The organism is Lentzea sp. NPDC004782 (genome assembly GCF_040609115.1).
Classification (GTDB): domain Bacteria; phylum Actinomycetota; class Actinomycetes; order Mycobacteriales; family Pseudonocardiaceae; genus Lentzea.
Genome location: NZ_JBEXJN010000013.1, coordinates 113,482 through 136,266, shown reverse-complemented (window position 1 = coordinate 136,266; position 22,785 = coordinate 113,482). Strand labels below are relative to the sequence as shown.

The 22,785-nt window shown below is 69.8% G+C and carries 21 protein-coding genes; 8 read left to right on the top strand and 13 right to left on the bottom strand.

Features of this window, described 5'->3' with window-relative positions:
* The first annotated feature begins 86 nt into the window (after positions 1–86).
* Together ABZV40_RS14960 and ABZV40_RS14955 are read left to right on the top strand one after the other, a co-directional pair.
* On the top strand, positions 87–1,025 hold the full coding sequence (locus ABZV40_RS14960) for an ATP-binding cassette domain-containing protein (protein ID WP_355440511.1): 939 nt from the start codon (positions 87–89) through the stop codon (positions 1,023–1,025).
* Positions 1,022–1,801 (top strand): ABC transporter permease, encoded by a 780-nt coding sequence (locus ABZV40_RS14955; RefSeq protein ID WP_355440508.1) that lies wholly within the window; start codon positions 1,022–1,024, stop codon positions 1,799–1,801. The genes ABZV40_RS14960 and ABZV40_RS14955 overlap by 4 nt, the downstream gene beginning before the upstream one ends.
* On the opposite strand, the gene ABZV40_RS14950 is transcribed toward ABZV40_RS14955, so the two are convergent.
* From ABZV40_RS14950 to ABZV40_RS14895, 12 genes are all read right to left on the bottom strand, one after another.
* Positions 1,718–2,461 carry a lipopolysaccharide kinase InaA family protein gene (locus ABZV40_RS14950; protein WP_355440505.1) on the bottom strand — a complete coding sequence of 248 codons (744 nt, stop codon included), beginning with the start codon at positions 2,459–2,461 and terminating at the stop codon, positions 1,718–1,720. The genes ABZV40_RS14955 and ABZV40_RS14950 overlap by 84 nt on opposite strands.
* 39 nt (positions 2,462–2,500) lie before the next feature.
* Positions 2,501–3,928 (bottom strand): carboxylesterase family protein, encoded by a 1,428-nt coding sequence (locus tag ABZV40_RS14945; protein WP_355440502.1) that lies wholly within the window; start codon positions 3,926–3,928, stop codon positions 2,501–2,503.
* A gap of 64 nt (positions 3,929–3,992) precedes the next feature.
* The gene (locus tag ABZV40_RS14940) at positions 3,993–5,006 is read right to left on the bottom strand and encodes an MFS transporter (protein ID WP_355440499.1); all 1,014 of its coding nucleotides are present in this window, start codon (positions 5,004–5,006) and stop codon (positions 3,993–3,995) included.
* Positions 5,007–5,160: 154 nt separating this feature from the next.
* A complete protein-coding gene (locus ABZV40_RS14935; protein ID WP_355440496.1) occupies positions 5,161–6,495 on the bottom strand; it encodes a cellulose binding domain-containing protein in 1,335 nt (444 codons plus the stop codon).
* Between the two features lie 196 nt (positions 6,496–6,691).
* Complete coding sequence (locus ABZV40_RS14930; RefSeq protein ID WP_355440493.1) at positions 6,692–6,988, bottom strand: hypothetical protein; 297 nt, start codon at positions 6,986–6,988, stop codon at positions 6,692–6,694.
* A gap of 4 nt (positions 6,989–6,992) precedes the next feature.
* Positions 6,993–8,246 carry a choice-of-anchor P family protein gene (locus ABZV40_RS14925; RefSeq protein ID WP_355440490.1) on the bottom strand — a complete coding sequence of 418 codons (1,254 nt, stop codon included), beginning with the start codon at positions 8,244–8,246 and terminating at the stop codon, positions 6,993–6,995.
* Positions 8,243–8,896, bottom strand: coding sequence for an ABC transporter ATP-binding protein (locus ABZV40_RS14920; protein WP_355440487.1), 654 nt, complete (start codon positions 8,894–8,896; stop codon positions 8,243–8,245). Before ABZV40_RS14920 ends, ABZV40_RS14925 begins: the two co-directional genes overlap by 4 nt.
* Positions 8,893–9,585 carry an ABC transporter ATP-binding protein gene (locus tag ABZV40_RS14915; protein ID WP_355440484.1) on the bottom strand — a complete coding sequence of 231 codons (693 nt, stop codon included), beginning with the start codon at positions 9,583–9,585 and terminating at the stop codon, positions 8,893–8,895. The genes ABZV40_RS14920 and ABZV40_RS14915 overlap by 4 nt, the downstream gene beginning before the upstream one ends.
* Complete coding sequence (locus ABZV40_RS14910) at positions 9,582–11,399, bottom strand: ABC transporter permease (RefSeq protein ID WP_355440481.1); 1,818 nt, start codon at positions 11,397–11,399, stop codon at positions 9,582–9,584. Before ABZV40_RS14910 ends, ABZV40_RS14915 begins: the two co-directional genes overlap by 4 nt.
* Positions 11,396–12,796, bottom strand: a complete 1,401-nt coding sequence (locus tag ABZV40_RS14905; protein WP_355440477.1) for an ABC transporter substrate-binding protein — start codon at positions 12,794–12,796, stop codon at positions 11,396–11,398. Before ABZV40_RS14905 ends, ABZV40_RS14910 begins: the two co-directional genes overlap by 4 nt.
* Positions 12,797–12,967: 171 nt before the next feature.
* Complete coding sequence (locus ABZV40_RS14900; protein WP_355440474.1) at positions 12,968–13,297, bottom strand: hypothetical protein; 330 nt, start codon at positions 13,295–13,297, stop codon at positions 12,968–12,970.
* Between the two features lie 80 nt (positions 13,298–13,377).
* Entirely contained in the window at positions 13,378–14,136 is a 759-nt protein-coding gene (locus ABZV40_RS14895) for an SGNH/GDSL hydrolase family protein (protein WP_355440471.1), read from the bottom strand.
* A 127-nt stretch (positions 14,137–14,263) separates the two neighbouring features.
* On the opposite strand from ABZV40_RS14895, the gene ABZV40_RS14890 reads away from it, so the two are divergent.
* From ABZV40_RS14890 to ilvD, 4 genes are all read left to right on the top strand, one after another.
* Positions 14,264–15,163, top strand: coding sequence for a DUF4142 domain-containing protein (locus tag ABZV40_RS14890; protein ID WP_355440468.1), 900 nt, complete (start codon positions 14,264–14,266; stop codon positions 15,161–15,163).
* Positions 15,164–15,303: 140 nt separating this feature from the next.
* Complete coding sequence (locus ABZV40_RS14885; protein ID WP_355440638.1) at positions 15,304–16,704, top strand: DUF1996 domain-containing protein; 1,401 nt, start codon at positions 15,304–15,306, stop codon at positions 16,702–16,704.
* A gap of 156 nt (positions 16,705–16,860) precedes the next feature.
* Positions 16,861–18,033 carry an alginate lyase family protein gene (locus tag ABZV40_RS14880; RefSeq protein WP_355440465.1) on the top strand — a complete coding sequence of 391 codons (1,173 nt, stop codon included), beginning with the start codon at positions 16,861–16,863 and terminating at the stop codon, positions 18,031–18,033.
* Between the two features lie 20 nt (positions 18,034–18,053).
* Complete coding sequence (gene ilvD, locus ABZV40_RS14875; protein ID WP_355440461.1) at positions 18,054–19,733, top strand: dihydroxy-acid dehydratase; 1,680 nt, start codon at positions 18,054–18,056, stop codon at positions 19,731–19,733.
* Between the two features lie 86 nt (positions 19,734–19,819).
* Here the strand turns inward: ilvD and ABZV40_RS14870 are convergent, their stop codons facing one another.
* On the bottom strand, positions 19,820–21,418 hold the full coding sequence (locus ABZV40_RS14870) for a long-chain fatty acid--CoA ligase (RefSeq protein ID WP_355440458.1): 1,599 nt from the start codon (positions 21,416–21,418) through the stop codon (positions 19,820–19,822).
* Positions 21,419–21,467: 49 nt separating this feature from the next.
* Here ABZV40_RS14870 and ABZV40_RS14865 point away from each other — a divergent pair, with 49 nt between their 5' ends.
* Both ABZV40_RS14865 and ABZV40_RS14860 read left to right on the top strand, forming a co-directional pair.
* Complete coding sequence (locus tag ABZV40_RS14865) at positions 21,468–22,013, top strand: TetR/AcrR family transcriptional regulator (RefSeq protein WP_355440455.1); 546 nt, start codon at positions 21,468–21,470, stop codon at positions 22,011–22,013.
* Positions 22,014–22,040: 27 nt separating this feature from the next.
* Positions 22,041–22,649, top strand: coding sequence for an alpha-ketoglutarate-dependent dioxygenase AlkB (locus ABZV40_RS14860; protein WP_355440452.1), 609 nt, complete (start codon positions 22,041–22,043; stop codon positions 22,647–22,649).
* Positions 22,650–22,785: the final 136 nt, after the last annotated feature.

Sequence of the window (22,785 nt, the reverse complement as noted above, 5' to 3'; positions counted from 1 at the left end):
ACAAACTCCTTGCCTGTGAATCGTAGAACCGTGTACAACGTACACTCTGCTTACTTTGTACACAGATACGCCACGGGGGTGAAGGCGTGGGACACGCGGTGCTCGCGGAAGGCCTGCGGAAGAGGTTCGCCGGGAAACCGGCGCTGGACGGGTTCGACCTGGCCGTACCGGCCGGAACGGTGTGCGGGCTGCTCGGCCCGAACGGCGCGGGCAAGACCACGGCCGTGCGGATCCTGGCCACGTTGCTGCGCCTGGACGGTGGCCGCGCCGAGGTGGCGGGGTTCGACGTGGCGCGCGAGGCGCCGCGGGTGCGCGGGCAGGTGGCGCTGAACGGCCAGCAGTCCACGGTCGACGACGTGCTGACCGGCAGGGAGAACCTGCTGATGTGGGGACGGCTCTACCACCTGTCCCGGCGCCAGGCCGCGGCCAGGGCCGACGAGCTGCTGGCGCAGTTCGGGCTCACCGACGCGGCGGACCAGCGCGTCAAGCACTACTCGGGCGGCATGCGGCGGCGCCTGGACCTGGCGTCGAGCTTCATCACGCGACCGTCCGTGCTGTTCCTGGACGAACCGACGACCGGCCTCGACCCGCGCAACCGCGGCGAGGTCTGGCGCGAGGTGAAGAGGGTCGTCGAGGAGGGCACGACGGTGCTGCTCACCACCCAGTACCTCGACGAGGCCGACCAGCTGGCGGACCAGATCGTCGTGCTGGACACCGGTCGCGTGGCCGCGCAGGGCACGCCGGACCAGCTCAAGGCCGAGCTCGGCGGTGACCGGATCGAGGTCGTCGTGCGCACGTCCGAGGAGCTGCCGGTCGTCCGGGACGTGCTCGGACCGGATGCCGAGGTGGACGCGGACGGGTTCCGGGTGAGCGCGGCCGTGGCCGACCGGGTGGCCGCTCTGACGCGGGTGGCGTCCGCGCTGGCGGCGCACGGCGTGGAAGCGGAGGACATCGCGTTGCGACGGCCGACGCTGGACGAGGTCTTCCTGGCGATCACGGGTCACAAGGCGGGGGTGCGGGCATGAGGTACGCGGTGATCGACTCGTGGGTGGTCGCCCGGCGCGACCTGATCCACTGGCTGCGCGAACCGGTCAGGGTGTTCGCGAACCTGGCCTACCCGATCATCTCGGTGCTGATCTTCGGGCTGGTGTTCGGCAGCGCGATGAACGTCTTCGGCGGCGGCGACTACGTCGAGTTCCTGCTGCCGGGCATGTTCGGCCAGACCATCGCGTTCGGTGTCGGCAGCACGCTGCTGATGGTGTCGATGGACGCCGACCGCGGCGTGACCGACCGGTTCCGCGCCTCACCGATGTCGCAGACCGGGGTGGTGGCCGGGCGCAGCATCGCCGACCTGGTCAACTCGTCGCTGGAGCTGCTGGTGCTGGCGTTGTGCGGACTGGTGATCGGCTGGTCGTTCCACGGCGGTCTGCCCAACGCGCTGCTGGCGTTCGCGTTGTTGCTGTGGCTGCGGTTCGCGCTCGTCTGGGTCGGCATCTACCTGGGCCTGCTGGTCAAGCCGGAGGCCGCGCAGGCGTCGTGGATGTTCCTGTTCCCGTTGACGATGTTCGCGAACACGTTCGTCTCGCCGGAGCTGATGCCGGGCTGGCTGCGCGCGGTGTCCGAGTGGAACCCGCTCTCGTCCACGGTGGCGGCGGCGCGGGAGCTGTTCGGCAACCCCGGTGTCGGCGGCGACTCGTGGGCGGCCCGGCACTCGCTGCTACTGGCCGTGCTGTGGCCCGCGGTGTTCGTCGCGGTGTTCTGGCCGTTGTCGGTGCTGAGGTATCGCGACCTCAGCCGCTAGGTAGTCGGTCCGGAACTGGTCGGCGAGCCAGCCCGCGAGCAGCTTGCGCCAGTTCCGGACCCGGTCGAGCAGTTCCGGTTTGAGGGTCCGGTCGTCCTCCCACTCCTGCCAGTCCTCGCTCGCGAGCCAGCCGATGCAGCCGGCGATGCGGTGCGTGCGCAACAGGTTCAGGTCCGGCATCGAGCCGTAGCCGTCCCAGAACGCCTGGGGCAGCGCGGTTCCGTGCAGGTAGAGGTGCTCCTCGAACGCCGCCAGCTCGTCGAGCGGGTTGCCCTGGCCGGGGTTGTCCCAGTCGATCAGCGTGGCCCGGCCGTCACCGACGATGATGTTGTAGAGGTTCACGTCGTTGTGCAGCAGGCCGACGCGGTGGATCCGGTGGAACGCCCTGCCGATGCTGCGCCAGACCTCGTCGGACACCGGCAGCGCGTCCGCCAGCGTCTCGCCCTCGACGTACTCGACGAGCACGTCACCGCGGCCGTTGTGCGCCAGCACCTCCGGGGCGCCGGGCACCACGAACTTCGGCAGGTCGCGCGCCACCTTCGGTTGCCGCAGCACGGCTTTGCGCCCGTCGGCCAGCGTCACGAGGTGCAGGACGTTGGTGAGCCCGTCTCCTTCCAGGGGTTCGATGCGGACGGCGGTCTCCAGCAGCCGGAACAACACCCACCTCCAGCGGCAACGGTAACCAAGACACGACTCGGGCTACCAGAGACCGCAGTGGTGGTCGGCCTCCGCGACCTCCCGCGTGGCGAAGATCCGGACGTCGTGGCGTGCCCAGCCGGGGCGCCCGGTCCTCGCGAACCGGGTCCACACCCGCACCATCTCGTCGGAGAGCCGCTGCTGGTCGCCGTGCAGCTCGACGCCGGCGTACCGGGTGAGGAACGGCAGCTCCGAGCCGTGGTAGGCGCCGTACGGGAACTCCGGCATACCGGGGAAGATCATCGGTGGTTCGGGTTCGGCGAACTCGTAGCCGTACGCGTTCGTCTGGCTCCTCAGCTCGTCCGTCGTGCAGGCGGACGTCATGGCGGTGAGCGCGGCCGACAGCGGTACGCGCTCGTCACCACCTCGCGGCGGGTAGGCGGCGAGGATCCGCTGCGCCTTCGCGGCACCGAAGCCCTGGACGAGGACCTGCTCGTACCCGGTGGCGTCCAGCTTCGGGTAGGCCATCACCACGAACACCGTCAGCTCGTCGCGTGCGGTCCCGGCGAGCACGGGGATCCTGTGGAAGTGCCCCTGCCGCAGTGCCGTGACCGGGTTTTCCGGCAGGGCTTCCGTTCCGTACGCGGGCTTCGAGAACAACGGCGTCAGCTTCTTGACCTCCGCCACCGGGAGGCGGCGCAGACAGGCGATGTCCGTGCAGCCGTGCGGTGCCTGCGCACCTGCCCGTTCGACGTCCTCGCGCGCGGCCCAGGGGTGCTGGACCTGGTGCTCACCGGCGGGGAGGCCGAGCTGGCAGGGTCCGCTCTGGATGATCGCGCGCTGGAACAGGCCCTCGGTTCGCGGTGAGGTCAGCTGCGCGCACGCCGACAGGCCACCCGCCGACGCGCCGAACAGCGTGACGTTGTGCGGGTCTCCGCCGAACGCCCTGATGTTGCCGCGCACCCATTCGAGCGCTTTCTGCTGGTCGGCCAGCCCGAAGGCGCCGGAACCCCCCAGGCCGGGGAACCCGAAGTAGCCGAACGCGCCGAGCCGGTAGTTGATCGTGACGACGACGGAACCGTTGCGCGCCAGCCGGTCCATGCCGTAGTCGGATCCGGCGCCGCCGGTGAAGCCGCCTCCGTGGAGCCAGACGAGGACCGGCAGGTTCGTGGCGTTGAGCGGCGTGGTGACGTTGAGGTGCAGGTAGTCCTCCGCATCGCTTGCGGGACTGCCGTCCTGGGCACACCGGGGGCCTGGCTTGTCGGCTTTGAGGACGCCGTGCCACGGCCTGGCGGGCTGCGGGTCGCGCCAGCGGTTCTCCCCCGTCGGCGGCGCGGCGAACGGGATGCCCTGGAAGGTGCGCTGGGCGTCGGTGATGGTTCCCGACACGAGTCCGGTGTCGGTGCGGACGATGGTTCCGGCGGCGTGAGCGGCGGGAACTGCGGTTGCGGCCAGGATGACGGCCGCGATCAGGGTTGTGGTTGAACGCATGTCGTCGGTCAACCTAGCGAGCCCGCGCAACCCCTTTTCCGGAACGCGTGGACGTGGAAGCCCCTCACCGGCGCCAGATCACCAGTGCCACCACCAGAACCAGCACGCCGACCGCGAACGCCGCACCCAGCACCCACAGCCCGTAGATCGCGAACGCCACGAACTCCGACCCGATGGCCGCGACCGAGGTGACGGTGGCACGGGCCTCGGACTCGATCCGGTGCTGCAGCTCGGTCTCCACCTGCACCAGCACGAACCGGTACAGCCCGTAGAACAGTCCCAACAGGACGATCGCCGCCGGAACCGCCAGCACCGCCGCCGCGATCAGCACCAGTCCCGAGGCGAACAGGACCCAGCCGCGGAACCGCAACCGGCCACCCAGCGCCGCACCGGCCGCGCCCAGCAGCGGCACGCCGGTCGTCGCGAGCGGCACCCAGACCGTCGGCACGTGCCAGTCCTGGACCAGCAGCGTGAAGTACTCCTCGAACGCGTCGATCGCGTACACCAGCGCCACGGCGAGCACGGCACGTTTGATCGGCACCGCCTCGCGCAGACCGGTCCGCAGGGTGTCCAGGTAGCCGGCGTGGTCCTCGGACGAGCCCCGCGGCGGCTCCGGGAACCGCAGCGCGATCACCGACGACACCAGGCACATCGCGACGGACACCCAGCCGGCCAGGTCGTAGCCGCCGACCGAGAACAGGAAGGTGGCCAGCACCGCGACCGGAACCTGGGCGACCAGCGTGATGGTGTCGACACGGGCGTTGAGCCGGCCGTACAGCTCGGCATCCCCGTTGACCGCCAGCCCGTCGTACAGCAGGGCCTCGAACGCGCCCGAGGTCAGCGTTCCGCCGAGACCCCACAGCACGAAACCGGCCGCGAAGCCCCAGAAGGACGGGAACAACACCCAGGAGGCGTAGGCGGCAGCGTGCAACAGTCCGGACGCGACCAGGCAGCTCCGCCGCGAGAACCGGTCGGCGATCGCACCGGACGGCACCTCGAACACGACCGCGGTCAGCGACCAGACCGCGAGCAGCACCGAGATGGACGCGTCCGACAGCCCGCTGTCGGCGAAGAGCAACGCGTACAGCGCGTAGATCGGGATGAGGTGCGAGCACCACGCCCACGCCGTCGCGGTTCGGGAAAGATCAGTTGAAGATCAATGTCGTCGACGCACGGCACAAGGTTAAGCCGTCAGCGCCACCGAATTAATGGCGCTGACGGCTCGTGGCCGATCAGAAACCGGCGGTGATGCGGGTGAACGCGAGGTCGGCCTGCGCGATGCCCGAGCAGTTCGACGCCACCTGGCCGTCGCAGCCGCCGCGGTCGCGGTTCACCGACCAGAACGCGAGCCGGCCGAGACCGTTGGACTTCGCCCAGTCGCGAATGGCCGTCCAGGTCGCCGTCGTGGTCGTCTCGCGCTGGTCGGACAGGCCGTTCATGCCGGAGATGCCGACGTGCTTGAACGCCTCGGCGTCACTCCAGCCGAAGGTCGACTTCAGCTTGTTCTTCAGCCCGGTGGCCGCGCCGATCGTGTCGGTCTGGATGTTCGAGCTGCCGAAGTCGAACGGCATGATCGTGAAGATGTCGATGTTCGCGCCCAGCGCCTTCGACTGGTCGATCAGGCGAGCGCCGTAGTAGTTCGGTCCGGTGGTGCCGGTGCCGAACGTGACGATCGTCTGGAGTCCGGGGTTGTTCTGCTTGACGATCTTCAGCGCGGTGATGATCCGGTCCTGGACCGTCGTGTTCTCGAACTCGTCGGAGTTCTCGATGTCGATGTCGATCGCCTTCAGCCCGTAGGTGTTGATCACCTGCTGGTAGGCACCCGCCAGCGCCTCGGGCGTCGAGCAGTTCGGGCCCAGCTTGTTGCCGCTCCAGCCGCCGAACGACGGCACGACGTCACCGCCGGCCCCGCGGATGGCGTTGATCGTCTGCTGGTCGACGCCACCGGTCAGCGGACGGGTGCCGTCCCACGCGGGCGAGCAGCCGCCGCCGGACAGGACGAACGCGAGGGTGAACCACTTGACGCCGGTCGAGCTCATGACCTGCGTCGCGTTCTGCGGGTCGCCCCAGCCCAGGTACAGGTAGGGCGCGCCGCGGCCGGTGCCGGGCAACGGCGGGTTCGAGGTGGTGGTCGTCGTCGTGGTGGTCGTGGTCGTCGGCGGCTGCCCGCTGCCGTCGCACGAACCGCCGTTGATCTTGCAGTCGGTCGGGCTGCCGCCGGAACCGCGCACGGTGAAGCCGAAGCTCGCCGTGCCGCCGACCGGCACGTTGCCGTTCCAGGTGCTCTTCACCGTGATGTTCTGGCCGCTCGCGGTGTACGAACCGTCCCAGAGCGACGCGATCGCCTGCCCGCTGGGCAGCGTGAACTCGACGGTCCACGACGTGAGCGCGGACCCGCCACCGTTGGAGATCGTGTACTTCGCCTCGTACCCGGTGCCCCAGTCCGACGTCTTCGTGAACGCCGCCGTCACGCCCGTCGCGCCGCTCGCGGGAGCGGCCAGAACGCCGCCGACCACGGCGGCTATCGCCAGGCCGACGGTCAGGAACTGCCAGCGAAACCTCTTCATGGTGCTCCTTCACGTGCAGGGGGAACGTGATGCGGAGCACGTTAACTGGTCTAAACCACTGGTTCAAGGGTGTGAACGGACCAGGACTGGAAACACGCTTGTGGAAGCGCTCCCATACGCGTGGATGAAGGGCTCCTTCATCCACCTGAGGCCGATGAAGGAGCCCTTCATCGACAACGGGGGGCGGGACCGGGCGTCAGAGCTGGTCCGCCCGCTCGTCGAGCAGCTGCAGCAACGCGTACGTGGTCTGCCGCTGCTCCTCGACCAGCTTGGTCAGCCACGACCCGAAGTACAGGAACCCGCCGACCCCGATCAGCCCCACCCCGAGCATCCCGCCCGAGACCACGTACGGGACCTGCTCCCACACGTACCCGGTGTGCGCGACGCCCCACCAGGCGAAGAGGATCGCCGCGATGCCCGCGGTCATGAGCATCGTGCCGACGAGTCCGAGTCCGCTGCGCATCCGTGCGCGGCGCCGGTCCTGGATGGTCATGGCCTCACCCGTTGCGCAGGTCGGGGACACCGGTCGGGTGTCCGGAGGGACAGGGCGCGCCGCCGAGCAGGAACGTGCCGAACGAGCGCAGGCCGAACGCGGACGCCGCCGCCACGCCGAGGCCGGCGAGGACCACCAGGGCGGGCACGCCGGGGAAGTCGAGCAACGAGCGGGGTTTCGCGCGCATGGACGCCACCGGGGTCACGGCCTTGGGTGGCGCGACGCCCGCCACCGGCGGCGTGCCGGGCAGCGGGGCCTGGACACCACCGGCCGGGGGCGGCGGCACTAGAGGTGCCTGCGGCGCGGGAGCGTCGGGCGGGGTCAACGGCGCTGCGGCGGAAGCGTTTGCGACCGCCTCGGTGTCGCCGACGATCACCACCATCTTGCGCAGCGGGTTCAGCAGCGGCACGAGCTCCTTGGGGAGCAACGGTGCCACCACGCCGTCCAGGATGCCGCCGAGGCCGAGCTTCGTGCGCAACGCCAGCACGTCGACGGTCAGTGTGAGGCCGCGGCTGGTCGACGTCACGCCCGTGCCCTCGGTCTTCGTGGCGGAGGTGGGCCAGGTGAGCGTGATGCCCAGTGGTTCCAACGCCTTCAGCAGGCCGTCCGGCGGCGCGGCCGGTGCCTTGACCGGGAACTTCTGGCCCAGCACGGTGAACTCGGCGACCGAGAACGTGCTGGTGCCGGTGCCCTTGCTGCCGTCGCTCACCGCGACGGACTCGAACTTCACCCCGGACATGACAACCAGACCGGCCAGCAGCGAGATCGTCTGGGCGGACGTCACGGCGGTGGAGCGGGCCTCGGTGGCCGACACGGTGCTGTTGCTCGTCGACGACAGGCCGTCCGCCGTGAGCAGGAACGGGACTTCCTGGCGGGCGCCCGCGTAGGACTCGGCCTTCGAGGCACCCGCGGTGGCGCGCATGCCGGACTTCGACTCGTCCGCCGGGCCGCCGGGGTGTGCCGCGTTGGCCTGCACCGGATACGCGAAGCCGAGCAGCTGCGGCAGGCCGGTGCCGACGGCGGCGCCCGGCCACACCGAGCTCGCGAGCGATCGGCCGATCGGGCCGGAGCCCAGCTCGGTCTGCGTGTAGGACAGGTGCACCTCGCCCTGGGGTTCCGCGGGCACCGGGATCAGGTCGGTGTGCAGCAGCACGGACACGGGCGCGGCGTGCGCGGAGAGCGTGAAGCCGCCGATCTCGGCCGCCCGCGCGGGTGCCGGGGACAGCAGGACCAGCAGCACGACGAGCGCGTACCTCATGTCGTCCCTCCGAAGTAGACAGACGCCAGGTCGTCCTCGGCGGCGATCTCGCCGTGCGCCATCACGACGACCTGGTCCGCGACGGCCGACGCGGTCTCGGCGAACTGCTCGACGATCAGCATCGTGACGCCGCCCGCGGCCAGTTCCTTCACCACCTCGTACAGCTCGGCGACGATGACCGGCGCGAGGCCCATCGACAGCTCGTCGATCACGATCACCGCCGGGTCGCTGATCAACGCGCGGGAGAACGCGAGCATCTGCTGCTCGCCGCCGGACATCGAGCCCGCGAGCTGCCGGTGCCGCACCTTCAGCTTCGGGAACCGCTCGTAGACCACCGCCGGATCACCGCGCATCAGCCGCAGGTTCTCCGCGACGGTGAGGTTCGGGAAGATCGCGCGGCCCTCCGGGATCGTGCACAGGCCCGCGCGGGCCAGCTCGTCGGGAGCCGCGTCGTTCACGTGCACTCCGCCCAGGTGCACGTGTCCGGAGGTGGCCCGCAGCTGTCCACTCAGGACCTTCACCAGCGTCGACTTGCCCGCGCCGTTCGGGCCGAGCAGCGCGGTGACGGTGCCGCGCGGCACGGACAGCGAGACGCCGCGCAGCACCTCGATCCGGCCGTACCCGGCGTGGACGTCCATCAGGTCGATCATCCGAGATACGCCTCCCGGACCCCCGCGTGCTCGCGGATCTCGGCCGGCGTGCCGGAGGTCAGCAGGCTGCCCAGGTTCAGCACGTGCACGACGTCGCAGTAGCCCATCACGAGGTCCATGTCGTGCTCGACCAGCACCACCGAGCGCCCCTCGTCCACCAGCTCCCGCAGCAGTGCGCCGAACGCGTCGGTCTCGGCGCGGTCCAGGCCCGACGACGGCTCGTCGAGCAGCAGCAGGGACGGGTCGGTGGCGAGGGCGCGGGCCAGTTCCAGCAGCCGCGCGGCACCGGTCGGCACCGTGTCGGCCTGGTTGGCCGCGAACTCCGCGATGCCCACCCGTGCCAGCAACCCCGAGGCCAGCCGAGCGGGACGGCGCCTGCTTTCCAGCGCCACCACGACGTTCTCCCACACCGTGAGCGACCCGAACACCTCCAGCCGCTGGAACGTCCGCGCCACGCCCAGCCTGGACCGCTGGTGCGGCCCCTTCGCGGTGATGTCGGCGTCGTCGAGCAGCACCCGGCCCGCCGACGGCCTGCGCAGCCCGCTGATCACGTCGAACAACGTCGTCTTGCCCGCGCCGTTCGGTCCGATCAGCCCGGTCACGCCCGGCGAGACCGTCAGCGAGACGTCGTTGACCGCCGTCACCTCGCCGAACCGGACCGTCACGCCCTCCACCCGCAACGTGCTCATGCGCGCCGCCAGGACCACGCCCGGAAGAACCAGCTGACCAGGCCGTTGGGGTCACGCGCGAGCCCGGCCGCCGCGACGCCGAGCAGCACGACCGCCGCGCCCGCGAACGCCGGGAACCCGCTCTGCAGCACCGGGAGCAGCATCAGCAGCAGCCCGCCGAGCGCCGCGCCCGACACCGACGTGACACCCGCGATCACCGCGAACAGCAGCAACGGCAGGTTGTTGAACAGCTGGAAGTCGCTCGCCGCAACGGTTTCCCGCAGCTGCGCGAACAACCCGCCGGCGAGCCCCGCGATCGCCGCCGACAGCGCGAACACGCCGACCCGGATCCAGCGCACGTTCATGCCGAGCGTCGCGCACGCCGCGGAGCTGTCCTTGACCGCGATCATCCGGCGCCCGAGCCGTCCGCGCCTGATGGCCAGCACTCCGGCGCCGACCAGCGCGAACACCCCCGCGGCCAGGAGCAGTTGCGCCGTCGGAGACGACACCATCGGCGGCACCTGCAGACTCCCCCGCACGCCGAACGCGATCGGCGACTGCAGCACGAGCTTGTCCATCAGCTGCGCGAACCCGAGCGTGGCCAGCGCCAGGTACAGCCCGCTCACCCGCAACACCGTCAACGCGATGAGCGCACCGACCGCCGCTGCCACCAACGCCCCGACCAGCAACGTCACCGGCGACGAGGACCCCAGCCGCGCCACCGTCACCGCGCCCACGCCGACGAACGTGAACTGCCCCAGCGACACCACCCCGCCGTACCCGGTGAGCAGCACCATCGACAGCAGCACGATCCCGAACACCAGCGCCAGCGCGAGCTGCCCGGCCACCACCGAGTCCACCAGCAGCGCCAGCACGACCACCGCGCCCAGGAACAGTCCCGCGCCCACGCCGGTCGTCACCGCGTTCGGCACCGCCACCCCGCGCGATCCCCGCACACCACCGATGCGCAACGGCGACTGCGGCATCGCGAGCAGCACGACGAACAGCAGCAGCGCCGGAATCGCCGCCCGGAACGCGATCCAGAACGGTGAGGAAGGCAGGTACGCGACCGCGTACGACTGCACCAGGCCGAGCCCCAGGGCACCGACGAACGTCCACGGCAGACTGCGCAACCGCCCGACCAGCGCGGCGGTGTAGGCGGTGATCACGAGCAACGTCATCGTCACGTAGTCGAGCTGCACCACCGGCGTCAGCAGGATGCCGCCCAGCGCCGCCAGCGCCGACCCGATCGCCCAGCTCAGCGCCGACAACCGGTGCGGACGGGTGCCGTACAGCGCGGCCAGCTCCGGCGCGTCCACGCACGCCCGCATCGCGAGGCCCGTCCGCGTCCGGTTCAGCAGCAGGTAGAGCCCGCCCGCGACGAGCACCGCGCACGCCAGCGTCACCAGGTCGTGGCCGCTGACGAACGACTGTCCGATGTGGACGCCGTACTGGTCGAGGAACGGCCGCACGGGCCGGGCCTGCGGCGGCCAGATCGCCTGCGCGGCACCGATCAGCCCGACCAGCACCCCGACCCCGGCGACGAGCGTGATGCCGACCGGCGCGCCCGCGAGCCTGCGCATCACGAACCGTTCGACCAGCAGCCCGAACAGCGGCGCGCACCCGCCCACGACGATCAGCAGCGCGAGCCACTGCGGGAGGCCGCGGTTCTCGGCGAGCTCCCAGTAGAGGAACGCCATCACCATGCCGATCGCGCCGTGTCCGACGTTGAACACCTTGGAGGTGCTGTAGGTCAGGACGAGGCCACCGGCGACCACGGCGTACGCGCCGCCGGTGACCAGGCCGAAGATGGTGTAGGCGAGCAGCGCGGTCATCCGCCCACCCCCGTGTCGATCAGCGACCCGCACGAGTACCCGGACGCCGGCGCGAGCCGCGACCACGCCCCGCCCTTGAGCCGCACCAGCGTCATGCAGGCCGAGGTCCGCTTCCCGCCCACGTCCTGCGGCGCGACCATCCCCTCGGCGGTGAAGTCGTGCACCCCGCGGATCGCGTCGAGCATCGCCTTGCGGGTCAGCTGCGGCCCCACCTTCGCCGCCGTCGTCACGAACAGCCGCGCGGCCGCCCACGCGAACATCCCGAAGTAGGAGGGCGCCGCGCCGGGCGCCACCCGCCCCAGCCACTGCTTGTACAACGCCATCTGGGCGTTGTTCTCCTCGAACAGAGCGCCGTTCGTGTAGACAACGGTGCCGTCGACGGCCGCACCACCCTGCCGGACGTACTGCGGGTCGTACGCGGACGGGTCGGTGATGAACGCGTCCGGCGTGTACCCCTGCTGCCGCATGGCCTGTTGCAACCGGACCGCGTACTGCGCCGACCCGATCCAGTAGACGATCTTGGCGCCGGTCTCCTTGAGCTTCGCCACGTACGGCGCGTAGTTGACGTCGGTGATGTCGATGGCCTGCGAGTAGACGAACTTGATCCCGCGCGCCTCGGCCGCCTTCTGCATGCTCTTGGCGTTCTGCGCGCTGGCGTCGGCGTTGAGGTAGAGGTACGCCGCCGCGCCGACCGAGCCGGGGAAGCTCGACTTCACCAGGTCCGGACCGGCCGACGACACCAGGTTCACCACGTTGGACGCGACGCCGAAGCTCACCGGCGTGCGCTGGCGTTGCGCGGTCACGGTCGACGCGCGCAGATCGGGGATCCCGCACGCCGACGCCGCCGGCCCACCGCCCTGGTCGAACGCCGACATCGACCCCACCAGCGCGAACGCCTGCTCGCACGCCTGCGAGGTGGCCTGCTGGTCGCCGCCGCTGTCGGTGCGCGAGTCGAACGAGACGAGCTTGAGCTTGCGCCCGCACACCGAGCCCTGGGTGGCGTTGAAGTACTCGACGAACGCCTTGGTCGCCTGCTGCGCCGACTGGAAGATTCCCGGCACCGGACCGCTGATGTCGGAGATGTTGGCGATGGTGATCTCGCCCGCGGTGACGCCCTTGTCCGTGGCACCACCGGTGCCCTGGCACCCGCCCGCGATGCTGCCGGGCGGGTTCGGCTGCTGGTTGGGCTGCCCGGGGTTGGTGGCGCCGGGCTGCCCCGCGGTGCCGTCGCTGCCGGGCACCGCGCCGTCCTCGCCCGGCGTGGTGCCCTCCTGCGTCCCCGATCCACCGCCCTGCGGCACGACGAGAGCCGCACGCTGCTCGGCGGTGAGCCTGCTTCCGCAGCCCGCGACCAGCGCGCAGACCACCAGAGCGATCAGCGCAACCCTGCGATGCATGCGGACGAACGCTAGGCCACTGCATCAATTCAGCCCGGGCCTGCTACCAGCGATTTCACCCAGGTGGCCGACACGAAATTTAGAACGCGTTCTATCTGCAAACAACCTGCCGAAGAACCGTCACCGAAGCGCGGTTACGTCGTTAGACCACCTCAGGCTGAAGAACACGTTCTACCTACGAAGCCGCGAGACCAGGCTGCGCACCAGCATCCGAAAGCGGTAGCCGGGCCTCTCGTAGAACGGCTTGCGCACCGGAGGTGACTTCTCCACCGCGAACGGGACGAGCTCCAGCGGCTTCCCGAGCGCGACGCGGGCGAATTCCCACATCTCCTCGAACTTCTCAGCGGTGACCAGCTCGACGTCCGGCCGGCGCAGCCACTCGTCCGTGTCGTCGTAGTGCGCCATCCGGCCGAACCCGCGCTCGGTGGACGGCTTCACCTCGCCGACACCCAACGCGCTCAGGGGCGTCCAGTCGCGCGCGAACGAGACGTGACGGTTCATCCACCCGTCGCTGTCACCCTCGAAAAAACAGCACGACGAATCGCCGAGGCTCTCGCGTGCGTAGATCGTCCATCGGTCGCTCATGACGGCGGCAACAGCTCCGGTCGGCGCGCCCGGATCACGTCACCGGACGACTCCCCGCGCAGCCGTCGCATCACCCACGGCACGACGTGCTCGCGCGCCCACTTCCAGTCCTCCGCCCGCCGGACCTTCCGGTCGACCAGCGGGGCCGCGCCGAGCGCGGTCCGCTCCAGCGGATGCGGCACACCGAGACCGTCGAGCACCGAAATGGCGACCTCGTTGTGGCCGAGCGAGTTCAGGTGCAGCCGGTCCTCGGACCACATGCGACGGTCACGCAGCTGCCGCATCGCCCACATGTCGACGAGCACGCACGAGTGCTCGGCCGCGATCGCGCGCACGTGTTCGTTGTAGATGGCCACACGACCACGCATCTTGCGGAACACCGGGTCGTCCGCCCCGTCGACGCCCGTGAAGAGGACGACCCGCGCACCGGACTCCACCACGCGCGCCACGGCGTCCCGGTACCGGCGCATCAACGCGTCGATGTTCACCTTCGGCCGCATGAGGTCGTTCCCGCCCGCGTAGAGCGAGACGAGGTCCGGCTTCATCGCGAGAGCGCGGTCGAGCTGCTCGTCGAGCACCTGCGGCAGCAACCGGCCGCGCACCGCCAGGTTGGCGTAGGCGAACTCGGGATCGACGGCACCCAGGACGTCGGCGACGCGGTCCGCCCATCCCCGCACACCATTGGGACGACCAGCGTCTTCGTCACCCACCCCTTCGGTGAACGAGTCCCCCAACGCCACAAAACGCTTGCTCATGCTCAGGACTTTAGGTCGCGCACTCTCGCCCCGGTTGCGCGGGGTTCGATAACGTTTCAATAACGCCGGGGTCTCGAACTGAGGCGGGTGCGCATTCCTGGCCGTAGTCCCGATCGTGCGACTCCCCATGGACTTGGCAACGCCGACGCGACTCCTCGTCGCGTTGGCCGGCTGTGTGCTGGCCGTGCTGCTCAACACCGGGAGCGCGATCGGCCAGCCCAGCACGCCGTCGACCCCCATCTCGACCCCGCCGCCCGGAAGTGGCGGGAAGGGCGACGAGGTCGTGCAGACCCAGTGGGGTCCGCTCGGACCTGCCGACCGGGACTTCATGGACCGGGTCAAGCAGGCCGGGCTGTGGGAGAAGCCCGCGGGCGAGAAGGGCAAGGCCAAGCGGCCGGACCAGCCCAAGATCCAGGAAGCCAGCAAGCACCTCATCGAAGGGCACACGCTGCTGGACGGCGTCGTGAACCGGGCAGGTCTCCTGCTCGGCCACGAGCTGCCCACGGAACCCACCGATGAGCAGAAGAGCTGGCTGGCCGAGATGGACGCGGCGAACGGCGACGAGTTCGACGCCGTCTTCGCCAACCGGCTCCGCGCGGCGCACGGCAAGGTGTACGCCTACGCCGCGCAAATCCGGGCGGGCACCAAGAACGAGCTCATCCGCATCCTCTCCACGCAAGCGATGATCACCGTCTTCGACCACATCAAGGTGATCGAGGACACCGGTCGCGTCGACTTCGCCGGCCTGGAGTCCCCGCAGCCGCTCGCACCACCCACGGCTGCCTCCGGGACCCCGGAACCGACCGGGGACAACGCGAACGCCTCAGCCAACCCGACCGACGGCGTGACGCCGACCGTGCCGGAAGGCACCAAGTTCACCCGGACCGCGGAGAAAGGCGTGTTCGGCGAGAACAACGGTGTCTTCTTCGGCGCGATAGCGGTGCTCGCGCTCGCGCTGGTGGGGATGCGAGTGATATCCCGATCGAAGAAGAAACCAACGACACGGCGGAAATCTCGTTCGTTCTAATCGCACACCCAGGTTCAAACCGAAGATAGCGGCTAACCGCCGTCAGCTTCACCATGCCGTTTTATCGGACTACCACGAGGTGGCAAATGGCTATTCACCGGAGGAAATCCACGATCTGGCTCACCGCCGCCGCAGCGGCGATGGCCCTGGTCGCAGGCGGTGCCGCGGTGGTGGCAATCGGATCTTCCGACGGCTCCGCGCTCGCCGACGGTGCCGACAAGTCAGAATTCGTCGACATCACCAAGGTGAAGCCGAACGTCAAGAAACCGAAGCAGCAGAACGGCGCCACCACGGGTACGTTCACGGTCGACTGCGGCCGGAACGAGAATCAGCACTTCAACCCGGACAACTTCATCGCGCAGCCCGGCGTCCGCAACGGTGCCCAGCACCTGCACGACTACGTCGGCAACCTGTCCACGAACGCCGACTCCAACAACAAGTCGCTGGTGAAGGCCGGCACCACCTGCAAGAACGGTGACAAGTCGGCGTACTTCTGGCCCGTCGTCCGCATCGACAAGAACGACGAAAAGGACAAGGGCAAGCAGAACCCGCCGAAGAAGAACGACAAGGCGCAGAAGGACCAGGACAAGGCCGACAAGGCCGCTCCGCGGGTCGACTGCCCGGACGTCGCCTCCGCCCTGGGCGACGACGTCCCGGAGAAGGCGCAGGCCGAGATCGACCGCGAGCTCGCCAACATCGACAAGCAGGTCGAGGAAGCGGACAAGCGGCTGGAGACCATCAAGGCGGGGGACATCAACAACGCCGTCCTCGGCCCGTTGAAGGACAAGCGCTTCGCGGCCCTGAACCGCATGATGCTGGCGTTCAGCCGCCTGGGCCAGCAGGCCCCCGACCTGAACCCGCTCGCCGCCTGCAAGCTGAAGGACCAGAACAGCAAGGGCGTCGACAACGGCGGCGACAACAGCGACAACGCGCAGGCCGAGGGCACCGAGGACAAGGCCAAGAAGAACAACCCCGAGCCCAACGACAAGCTCCAGCTCGAGGGCAACGACGGCGACATCCAGCGCGTCGAGTCCGCTGACCTGACCTTCCTCGGTTCGCCGGTCGGCAAGGTCGTCGCGATGCCGAAGTTCCTGCGCATCCTCTACGGTGACGCCAAGGTCGGCCAGAACGGCCCGAAGAACGCCAAGAACTCGTGGACCTGCTCCGGCTTCGAGGACAAGGTGCTGATCAACAAGTACCCGATCTGCCCGCAGGGCTCGAAGGTCAAGCGCATCCACGACTTCCCGGGCTGCTGGGACGGCAAGAACATCGACTCGGCGAAGCACCGCGAGCACGTCGCCTTCGCCGACGCGAACGGCAAGTGCCCGAAGGGCTTCAAGGCCATTCCGCAGCTGCGAGTCACCCTGACCTACAACATCCCCAGGGACGTCCAGCTGAAGGGCCAGTACAAGGTCGACTCGTTCCCGGAGGAGAAGCACAACCCGTTCTCCGACCACGACGACTTCGCGAACGTGATGTCGCAGCAGATCATGAACCGCCTGGTCAACTGCGTGAACTCCGGCAAGAAGTGCAAGGAGTGACCCGGTTCTGACCCAGTTCTGACAGCTTCGAGAATCCCCCGGTGCACCTCCCGCGCACCGGGGGATTTTCGTTGTCCGCCTTCAGGTTTGTTCACCGACGTGAACATCGGCGAGGAGCATTGACGGCAAAGGTATAGACCACCAACACTGGGCGGCATGGTCACCCGTTCCTGCGCGGTGCTGATCGCACTGCTGGCATCGTTGCTAGTACCGGTCACCGGCTCGTCCGTCTCGGCGGCACCGGCGACGTTCGTCCACCCGGGAGTCGTGGCCTCCCGGCCACAGCTCGACTTCATGCGCGCCGAGGTCCAGGCCGGCGCCCAGCCGTGGAAGCTCGCCTACGACCGCATGATGGCGTCGAAGTACGCCGACCTGAACCGCACGCCGAAGCCGCGCGCCGTCGTGGAGTGCGGCCCCTACTCCAACCCGAACTACGGCTGCACCGACGAGCGCGAAGACGCCATCGCCGCCTACACCCTGTCCCTGGCCTGGTACGTGACCCGCGACAGCCGGTACGCGACCAAAGCCATCCAGATCATGGACGCCTGGTCGGCCACCATCCGCGACCACACCAACTCGAACGCCCCGCTGCAGACCGCCTGGTCGGGCAGCAGCTGGCCGAAGGCCGCCGAGATCATCAAGCACGTCTACGGGAACTGGCCGAACAGCGCCAGGTTCGCGACCATGCTGCGCACCGTCTACCTGCCGGAGATCCAGAACGGCCGGGCCAACACCAACGGCAACTGGGAGCTCAGCATGATGGACGCCACGCTGGGCATCGCGGTCTTCCTGGAGGACCGCACGGTCTACGACAAGGCCGTCAGCATCTTCCGCACCCGCGTCCCGGCCTACATCTACCTGACCTCGGACGGCTCGCTGCCCAAGACGCCGCCCGGCAGCGGCATCGACACCCGGTCCGAGATCATCTCGTACTGGCACGACCAGTCCACGTTCGTCGACGGGCTCGCCCAGGAGACCTGCCGCGACTTCACGCACACCGGCTACGGGCTGGCGGCCGCGGCGCAGTTCGCCGAGACCGCGCGGCACCAGGGCCAGGACATCTGGGGTGAGATCAAGGACCGCATGCGGTACGCGTGGGGCCTGCACACCAAGTACCAGAACGGCGAGCCGATGCCGTCGTGGCTGTGCGGCGGCACCCGGTCCGGTTCGCTCGGGCCGACGTCCGAGATCAGCTTCAACGCCCTGAACACCCGGCTGGGCATCGCGATGGCGAACACCCGGCAGTACACCGAGGCACAACGTCCACAGGGGACGGACAACCTGTTCGTCGCCTGGGAAACGCTGACTCACGCGGCGAATCCGGCCTAGTTGGGACTAGCGTGCGTGGCATGACAGACGTGAAGCCACGCAGCCGCGACGTGACCGACGGCCTGGAGCGCACCGCCGCGCGCGGGATGCTCCGGGCCGTCGGCATGGGCGACGAGGACTGGGAGAAACCGCAGATCGGTGTCGCCTCGTCGTGGAACGAGATCACTCCGTGCAACCTGTCGCTGGACCGCCTCGCCAAGGCGTCGAAGGACGGGGTGCACGCGGCGGGCGGATACCCGCTGGAGTTCGGGACGATCTCGGTGTCGGACGGCATCTCGATGGGCCACGAGGGCATGCACTTCTCGCTGGTCTCACGCGAGGTGATCGCCGACAGCGTCGAGACGGTGATGCAGGCCGAGCGCCTGGACGGCTCGGTGCTGCTGGCCGGGTGTGACAAGTCGTTGCCCGGCATGCTGATGGCGGCCGCGCGGCTCGACCTGGCCTCGGTGTTCCTCTACGCCGGGTCGATCCTGCCGGGCCGGGTCACGCTCACCGACGGCACCGAGAAAGAGGTCACGATCATCGACGCGTTCGAGGCCGTCGGCGCGTGTTCCCGTGGCTTGATGAGCCGTGAGGACGTCGACCTGATCGAACGCGCGATCTGCCCCGGTGAGGGCGCGTGCGGCGGCATGTACACGGCCAACACCATGGCCAGCGCGGCGGAAGCGCTCGGCATGTCGTTGCCCGGCAGCGCCGCTCCCCCGGCGACCGACCGGCGCCGCGACGGGTTCGCGCGCCGATCCGGCCAGGCCGTGGTGGAGATGCTGCGGCGCGGCATCACCGCCCGCCAGATCATGACGCGCGAGGCGTTCGAGAACGCGATCGCCGTCGTCATGGCGTTCGGCGGCTCCACCAACGCCGTGCTGCACCTGCTCGCGATCGCGCACGAGGCCGGTGTCGAACTGACCCTGGACGACTTCAGCCGCATCGGCGCGCGCGTGCCGCACCTCGCGGACGTGAAACCGTTCGGGCGGCACGTGATGACCGACGTCGACCGCATCGGCGGCGTGCCCGTGGTGATGAAGGCGCTGCTGGACGCCGGTCTGCTGCACGGCGACTGCCTCACCGTCACCGGCCGCACGGTCGCCGAGAACCTCGCCGACATCGCCCCGCCCGACCCCGACGGCCTGGTTCTGCGCGCTCTCGACAAGCCCATCCACCACACCGGCGGCATCACGATCCTGCGCGGCACGCTGGCCCCGGACGGCGCCGTGGTGAAGTCGGCGGGCTTCGACTCCGACGTCTTCACCGGCACCGCGCGGGTGTTCGACCGCGAGCGCGCCGCGATGGACGCGTTGGAGGACGGCACGATCACCGCGGGCGACGTCGTGGTGATCCGCTACGAGGGCCCCAAGGGCGGGCCGGGCATGCGCGAGATGCTCGCGATCACCGCCGCGATCAAGGGCGCGGGCCTGGGCAAGGACGTCCTGCTGCTCACCGACGGCCGGTTCTCCGGCGGCACCACGGGGTTGTGCGTGGGCCACGTGGCGCCGGAGGCCGTCGACGGCGGGCCCATCGCGTTCGTCCGCGACGGCGACCGGATCACGCTGAACGTCGCTGCCGGAACCCTGGACGTGGACGCGGACCTGGAGAGCCGGAAGGAGGGCTGGGCTCCGCTGCCTCCGCGGTACGAACGCGGCGTGCTCGCCAAGTACGCCAAGCTGGTCGGCTCGGCGTCCCGCGGCGCCGTCTGCGACTAGGCACGGCGCTCCGGGCGCTCGATGAAGGGCTCGTTCATCCACCTGAGGTGCAGGAAGGCGCCCTTCATCGACCTCGGGCGAACGGGCTAGTAGAGGCTGTCGAGCACGTCCGCGTAGCGCTTCTCGATCTCACGGCGGCGCGGCTTCAGCGACGCGGTCAGCAACCCGTCCTCGACGCTGAAGTCGTGCTCCAGCACGGCGAACCGCTTGATCGTCTCGTGCCGCGCCAGCTGGGCGTTCACGGTCTTGATGGCGCTCTCGACCTCGGCCTCGGCGTCGTCGAGCCCGGAAGCGGTGTCCGGGTCGAGCGTCACCAGCGCGACGCAGTACTTGCGGCGGTCGCCGTGCACGATCACGTTGCTGATGTACGGCGACGCCGCGTTGATCATGCTCTCGATCCGGGTGGGCGCCACGTACTTGCCGCCCGAGGTCTTGATCAGTTCCTTCTTGCGGTCGGTGATCGTCAACCGGCCCGCGTCGTCGAGCTCGCCGATGTCGCCGGTGTGCAGCCAGCCGTCGACCAGCGTCTCGGCGGTGGCGTCCGGGCGGTTGTGGTAGCCGCGCATGACGCCGGGGCCGCGCAGCAGCACCTCGCCGTCGTCGGCGATCTTGACCTCCATGCCGGGGATCGGCGGCCCGACCGTGCCGATCCGGATCATGCCCGGCCGGTTGAAGAACGTGCCCGCGGACGACTCCGTCAGGCCGTAGCCCTCCAGGATCGTGATGCCGGCGCGCTCGAAGAACTCCGCGATCTCCCGGGCCAGCGGTGCCGAGCCCGACACGAAGTACCGGATCCGCCCGCCCACGCGTTCCCGCAACTTGCGGTACACCAGGCGATCCGCCAGCCAGCGGGTCGCGGGCCCGTGATCGCGGTCGGCCCACTGGAAGATCCGGAACGCGAGCCCGCCCTTCTCCCGCGCGCCCGCGACGATCCGGCCGTGGATCTTCTCGAAGATGCGCGGTGCCGCGGCCACGATCGTCGGCCGCAGCTCGCCGAGGTTGCCGACGATCCGGTCGACCGTCCCGTCGACGGCGGTGGGCACGCCCGCGGCGATCATCGCCATCGTCAGCACCTTGCCGAACGCGTGCGACAGCGGCAGCCACAGGAAGTGCAGGTCGCTCGGCTGCAGGATGCCCAGCGACGCAACGGCTTCCGACGTCGTCAGCCAGTTGTCGTGGGTGAGCTCGACGCCCTTGGGCGTGCCGGTGGTGCCCGAGGTGTAGATCAGGGTGGCGAGGTCGTCCGGTCCGAGCTCGCCGATCAACGCGTCGTAGTCGCCGTCGGCCTGCGGGATCGCGCCGAACCGGAGCACCTCGACGTCGGCGGGCATGAGGCTCGCGTGCTCGTCGGTCTGCACGACCGCGATGCGGCTGCCGGAGTCGCCGACGATGTGCGCGACCTCGCCCGCGGTGCTGTTCGGGTAGATCGTGGTGGTGGCGCCACCGGCGGCGAGCACGGCGAGGTCGGTGATGATCCACTCGATGCTGGTCCCGCCCATCAGGGCGACCCGATCGCCCTTGCGCAGGCCCTTCGCGCGCAGCCCGAACGCCTCGCGCGCGACCCGTTCCTGCAGCTGCGCCCACGTGAGCGAGGCCCAGCCGCCGTGGTCGCGGTACCGCATCGCCTCGGCGTCGGGCGTGCGGGCGACCCGGTCGCGCAGCAGGTCGGGGATCGACAGCGCCATTGCTCTTCCCTTCTCTGGAGCGTTGCTCCAGAGCGGTACTCTAACCGTCATGGCCGACCGACGACAGCCCCTCCTCGACGCGGCACTCCAGCTCGTCGACGAGGGCGGCCTCGACGCCGTGACGATCGCAGCACTCACCGAGCGGTCCGGCATGTCGAACGGCAGCATCTACCACCACTTCGGCAGCCGCGCCGGTGTGTTCGCACAGCTCTACGCCGACAGCTACGGCCGTTGCGTCGCGGCCATGCGACCCGCGCTCGACGACCGCCCGGCCGGTGAGGCCGTCCGGGACCTCGCGCTGCGCTACCTGGACTGGGTCACGGCGAACCCCAGCCGCGCCCGGTTCCTGTACGCCGCGCCCGACCACGCCGACCCGGAGGCCAAGCAGGCGGAGTTCGCGCCGGTGCTGGCCTGGTTCCTGGAGCGCATGAGCACCGGCGAGCTGCGGGAGTTCCCGTCGTGGGCACTGGAACCCGTGGTGATGGGCCCGGCGCACGAGTCGGTGCGCCGGTTCCTGCTCGGCGTGTTCGACCTGAACGACGCGCGCGAGCTCGTCGCGGACGCGGTGCAGGCCGTGCTCAGGCCTCAGCGGTAGAACACCTGTTCGATTATGCTGCGATCCATGCGTCAGGGATCGCTGTTCGACCTGGAGGCGGAACCGGCACTGGCTCCGCTGGCCCCGCGCCGCACCGAACTCGGCCACGGCGCGTGGATCGACGTGCAGCCGGGGTGGCTGTCGGGCGCCGACGCGCTCTTCGACCAGCTCGTGGCCGAGGTGCCGTGGCGGGCCGAACGTCGGCAGATGTACGACAACGTGGTCGACGTGCCGCGCCTGCTCTGCTTCTACGCGGGCGCGCTGCCGTTCGACGTGCTGACCGCCGCCCGCGACAGGCTCAGCCGGCACTACCTGCCCGAGCTCAGGGAACCGTTCACGACCGCGGGCCTGTGCTACTACCGCGACGGCCGCGACAGCGTGGCGTGGCACGGCGACACCATCGGCCGCGGCCAGACCGAGGACACCATGGTCGCGATCCTGAGCGTCGGCACACCCCGCGCGTTGCTGCTGCGGCCGCGCGGTGGCGGTGAGACGCACAAGTACGCGCTGGGCCACGGTGACCTGCTCGTCATGGGCGGGTCGTGTCAACGCACCTGGGAACACGCGGTGCCGAAGACCTCGAAGGTCGTCGGGCCGCGGATCAGCATCCAGTTCCGCCCGCACGGCGTCCGCTAGAGCCGCACTCACCGCCCCGCGGGCAGCGCCCCGCGGGCAGCGCCCCGCGGGCAGCGCCCCGTTGGCGGTGGAGGGGGCCGGAGGGCACGCGGGGGCGGTGGAGGCGGCCCGGCAGCACCACGGCCAGGGGGCGTGG

Bases quoted from the DNA above. Each gene is read 5' to 3' on its own strand.
- ABZV40_RS14955 (WP_355440508.1), top strand. From the start codon at position 1,022: ATGAGGTACGCGGTGATCGACTCGTGGGTGGTCGCCCGGCGCGACCTG.
- ABZV40_RS14945 (WP_355440502.1), bottom strand. From the start codon at position 3,928: ATGCGTTCAACCACAACCCTGATCGCGGCCGTCATCCTGGCCGCAACC.
- ABZV40_RS14935 (WP_355440496.1), bottom strand. From the start codon at position 6,495: ATGAAGAGGTTTCGCTGGCAGTTCCTGACCGTCGGCCTGGCGATAGCC.
- ABZV40_RS14930 (WP_355440493.1), bottom strand. From the start codon at position 6,988: ATGACCATCCAGGACCGGCGCCGCGCACGGATGCGCAGCGGACTCGGA.
- ABZV40_RS14925 (WP_355440490.1), bottom strand. From the start codon at position 8,246: ATGAGGTACGCGCTCGTCGTGCTGCTGGTCCTGCTGTCCCCGGCACCC.
- ABZV40_RS14920 (WP_355440487.1), bottom strand. From the start codon at position 8,896: ATGATCGACCTGATGGACGTCCACGCCGGGTACGGCCGGATCGAGGTG.
- ABZV40_RS14915 (WP_355440484.1), bottom strand. From the start codon at position 9,585: ATGAGCACGTTGCGGGTGGAGGGCGTGACGGTCCGGTTCGGCGAGGTG.
- ABZV40_RS14910 (WP_355440481.1), bottom strand. From the start codon at position 11,399: ATGACCGCGCTGCTCGCCTACACCATCTTCGGCCTGGTCACCGGCGGC.
- ABZV40_RS14905 (WP_355440477.1), bottom strand. From the start codon at position 12,796: ATGCATCGCAGGGTTGCGCTGATCGCTCTGGTGGTCTGCGCGCTGGTC.
- ABZV40_RS14900 (WP_355440474.1), bottom strand. From the start codon at position 13,297: ATGAACCGTCACGTCTCGTTCGCGCGCGACTGGACGCCCCTGAGCGCG.
- ABZV40_RS14895 (WP_355440471.1), bottom strand. From the start codon at position 14,136: ATGAGCAAGCGTTTTGTGGCGTTGGGGGACTCGTTCACCGAAGGGGTG.
- ABZV40_RS14890 (WP_355440468.1), top strand. From the start codon at position 14,264: ATGGACTTGGCAACGCCGACGCGACTCCTCGTCGCGTTGGCCGGCTGT.
- ABZV40_RS14885 (WP_355440638.1), top strand. From the start codon at position 15,304: ATGGCCCTGGTCGCAGGCGGTGCCGCGGTGGTGGCAATCGGATCTTCC.
- ABZV40_RS14880 (WP_355440465.1), top strand. From the start codon at position 16,861: ATGGTCACCCGTTCCTGCGCGGTGCTGATCGCACTGCTGGCATCGTTG.
- ilvD (WP_355440461.1), top strand. From the start codon at position 18,054: ATGACAGACGTGAAGCCACGCAGCCGCGACGTGACCGACGGCCTGGAG.
- ABZV40_RS14870 (WP_355440458.1), bottom strand. From the start codon at position 21,418: ATGGCGCTGTCGATCCCCGACCTGCTGCGCGACCGGGTCGCCCGCACG.
- ABZV40_RS14865 (WP_355440455.1), top strand. From the start codon at position 21,468: ATGGCCGACCGACGACAGCCCCTCCTCGACGCGGCACTCCAGCTCGTC.
- ABZV40_RS14860 (WP_355440452.1), top strand. From the start codon at position 22,041: ATGCGTCAGGGATCGCTGTTCGACCTGGAGGCGGAACCGGCACTGGCT.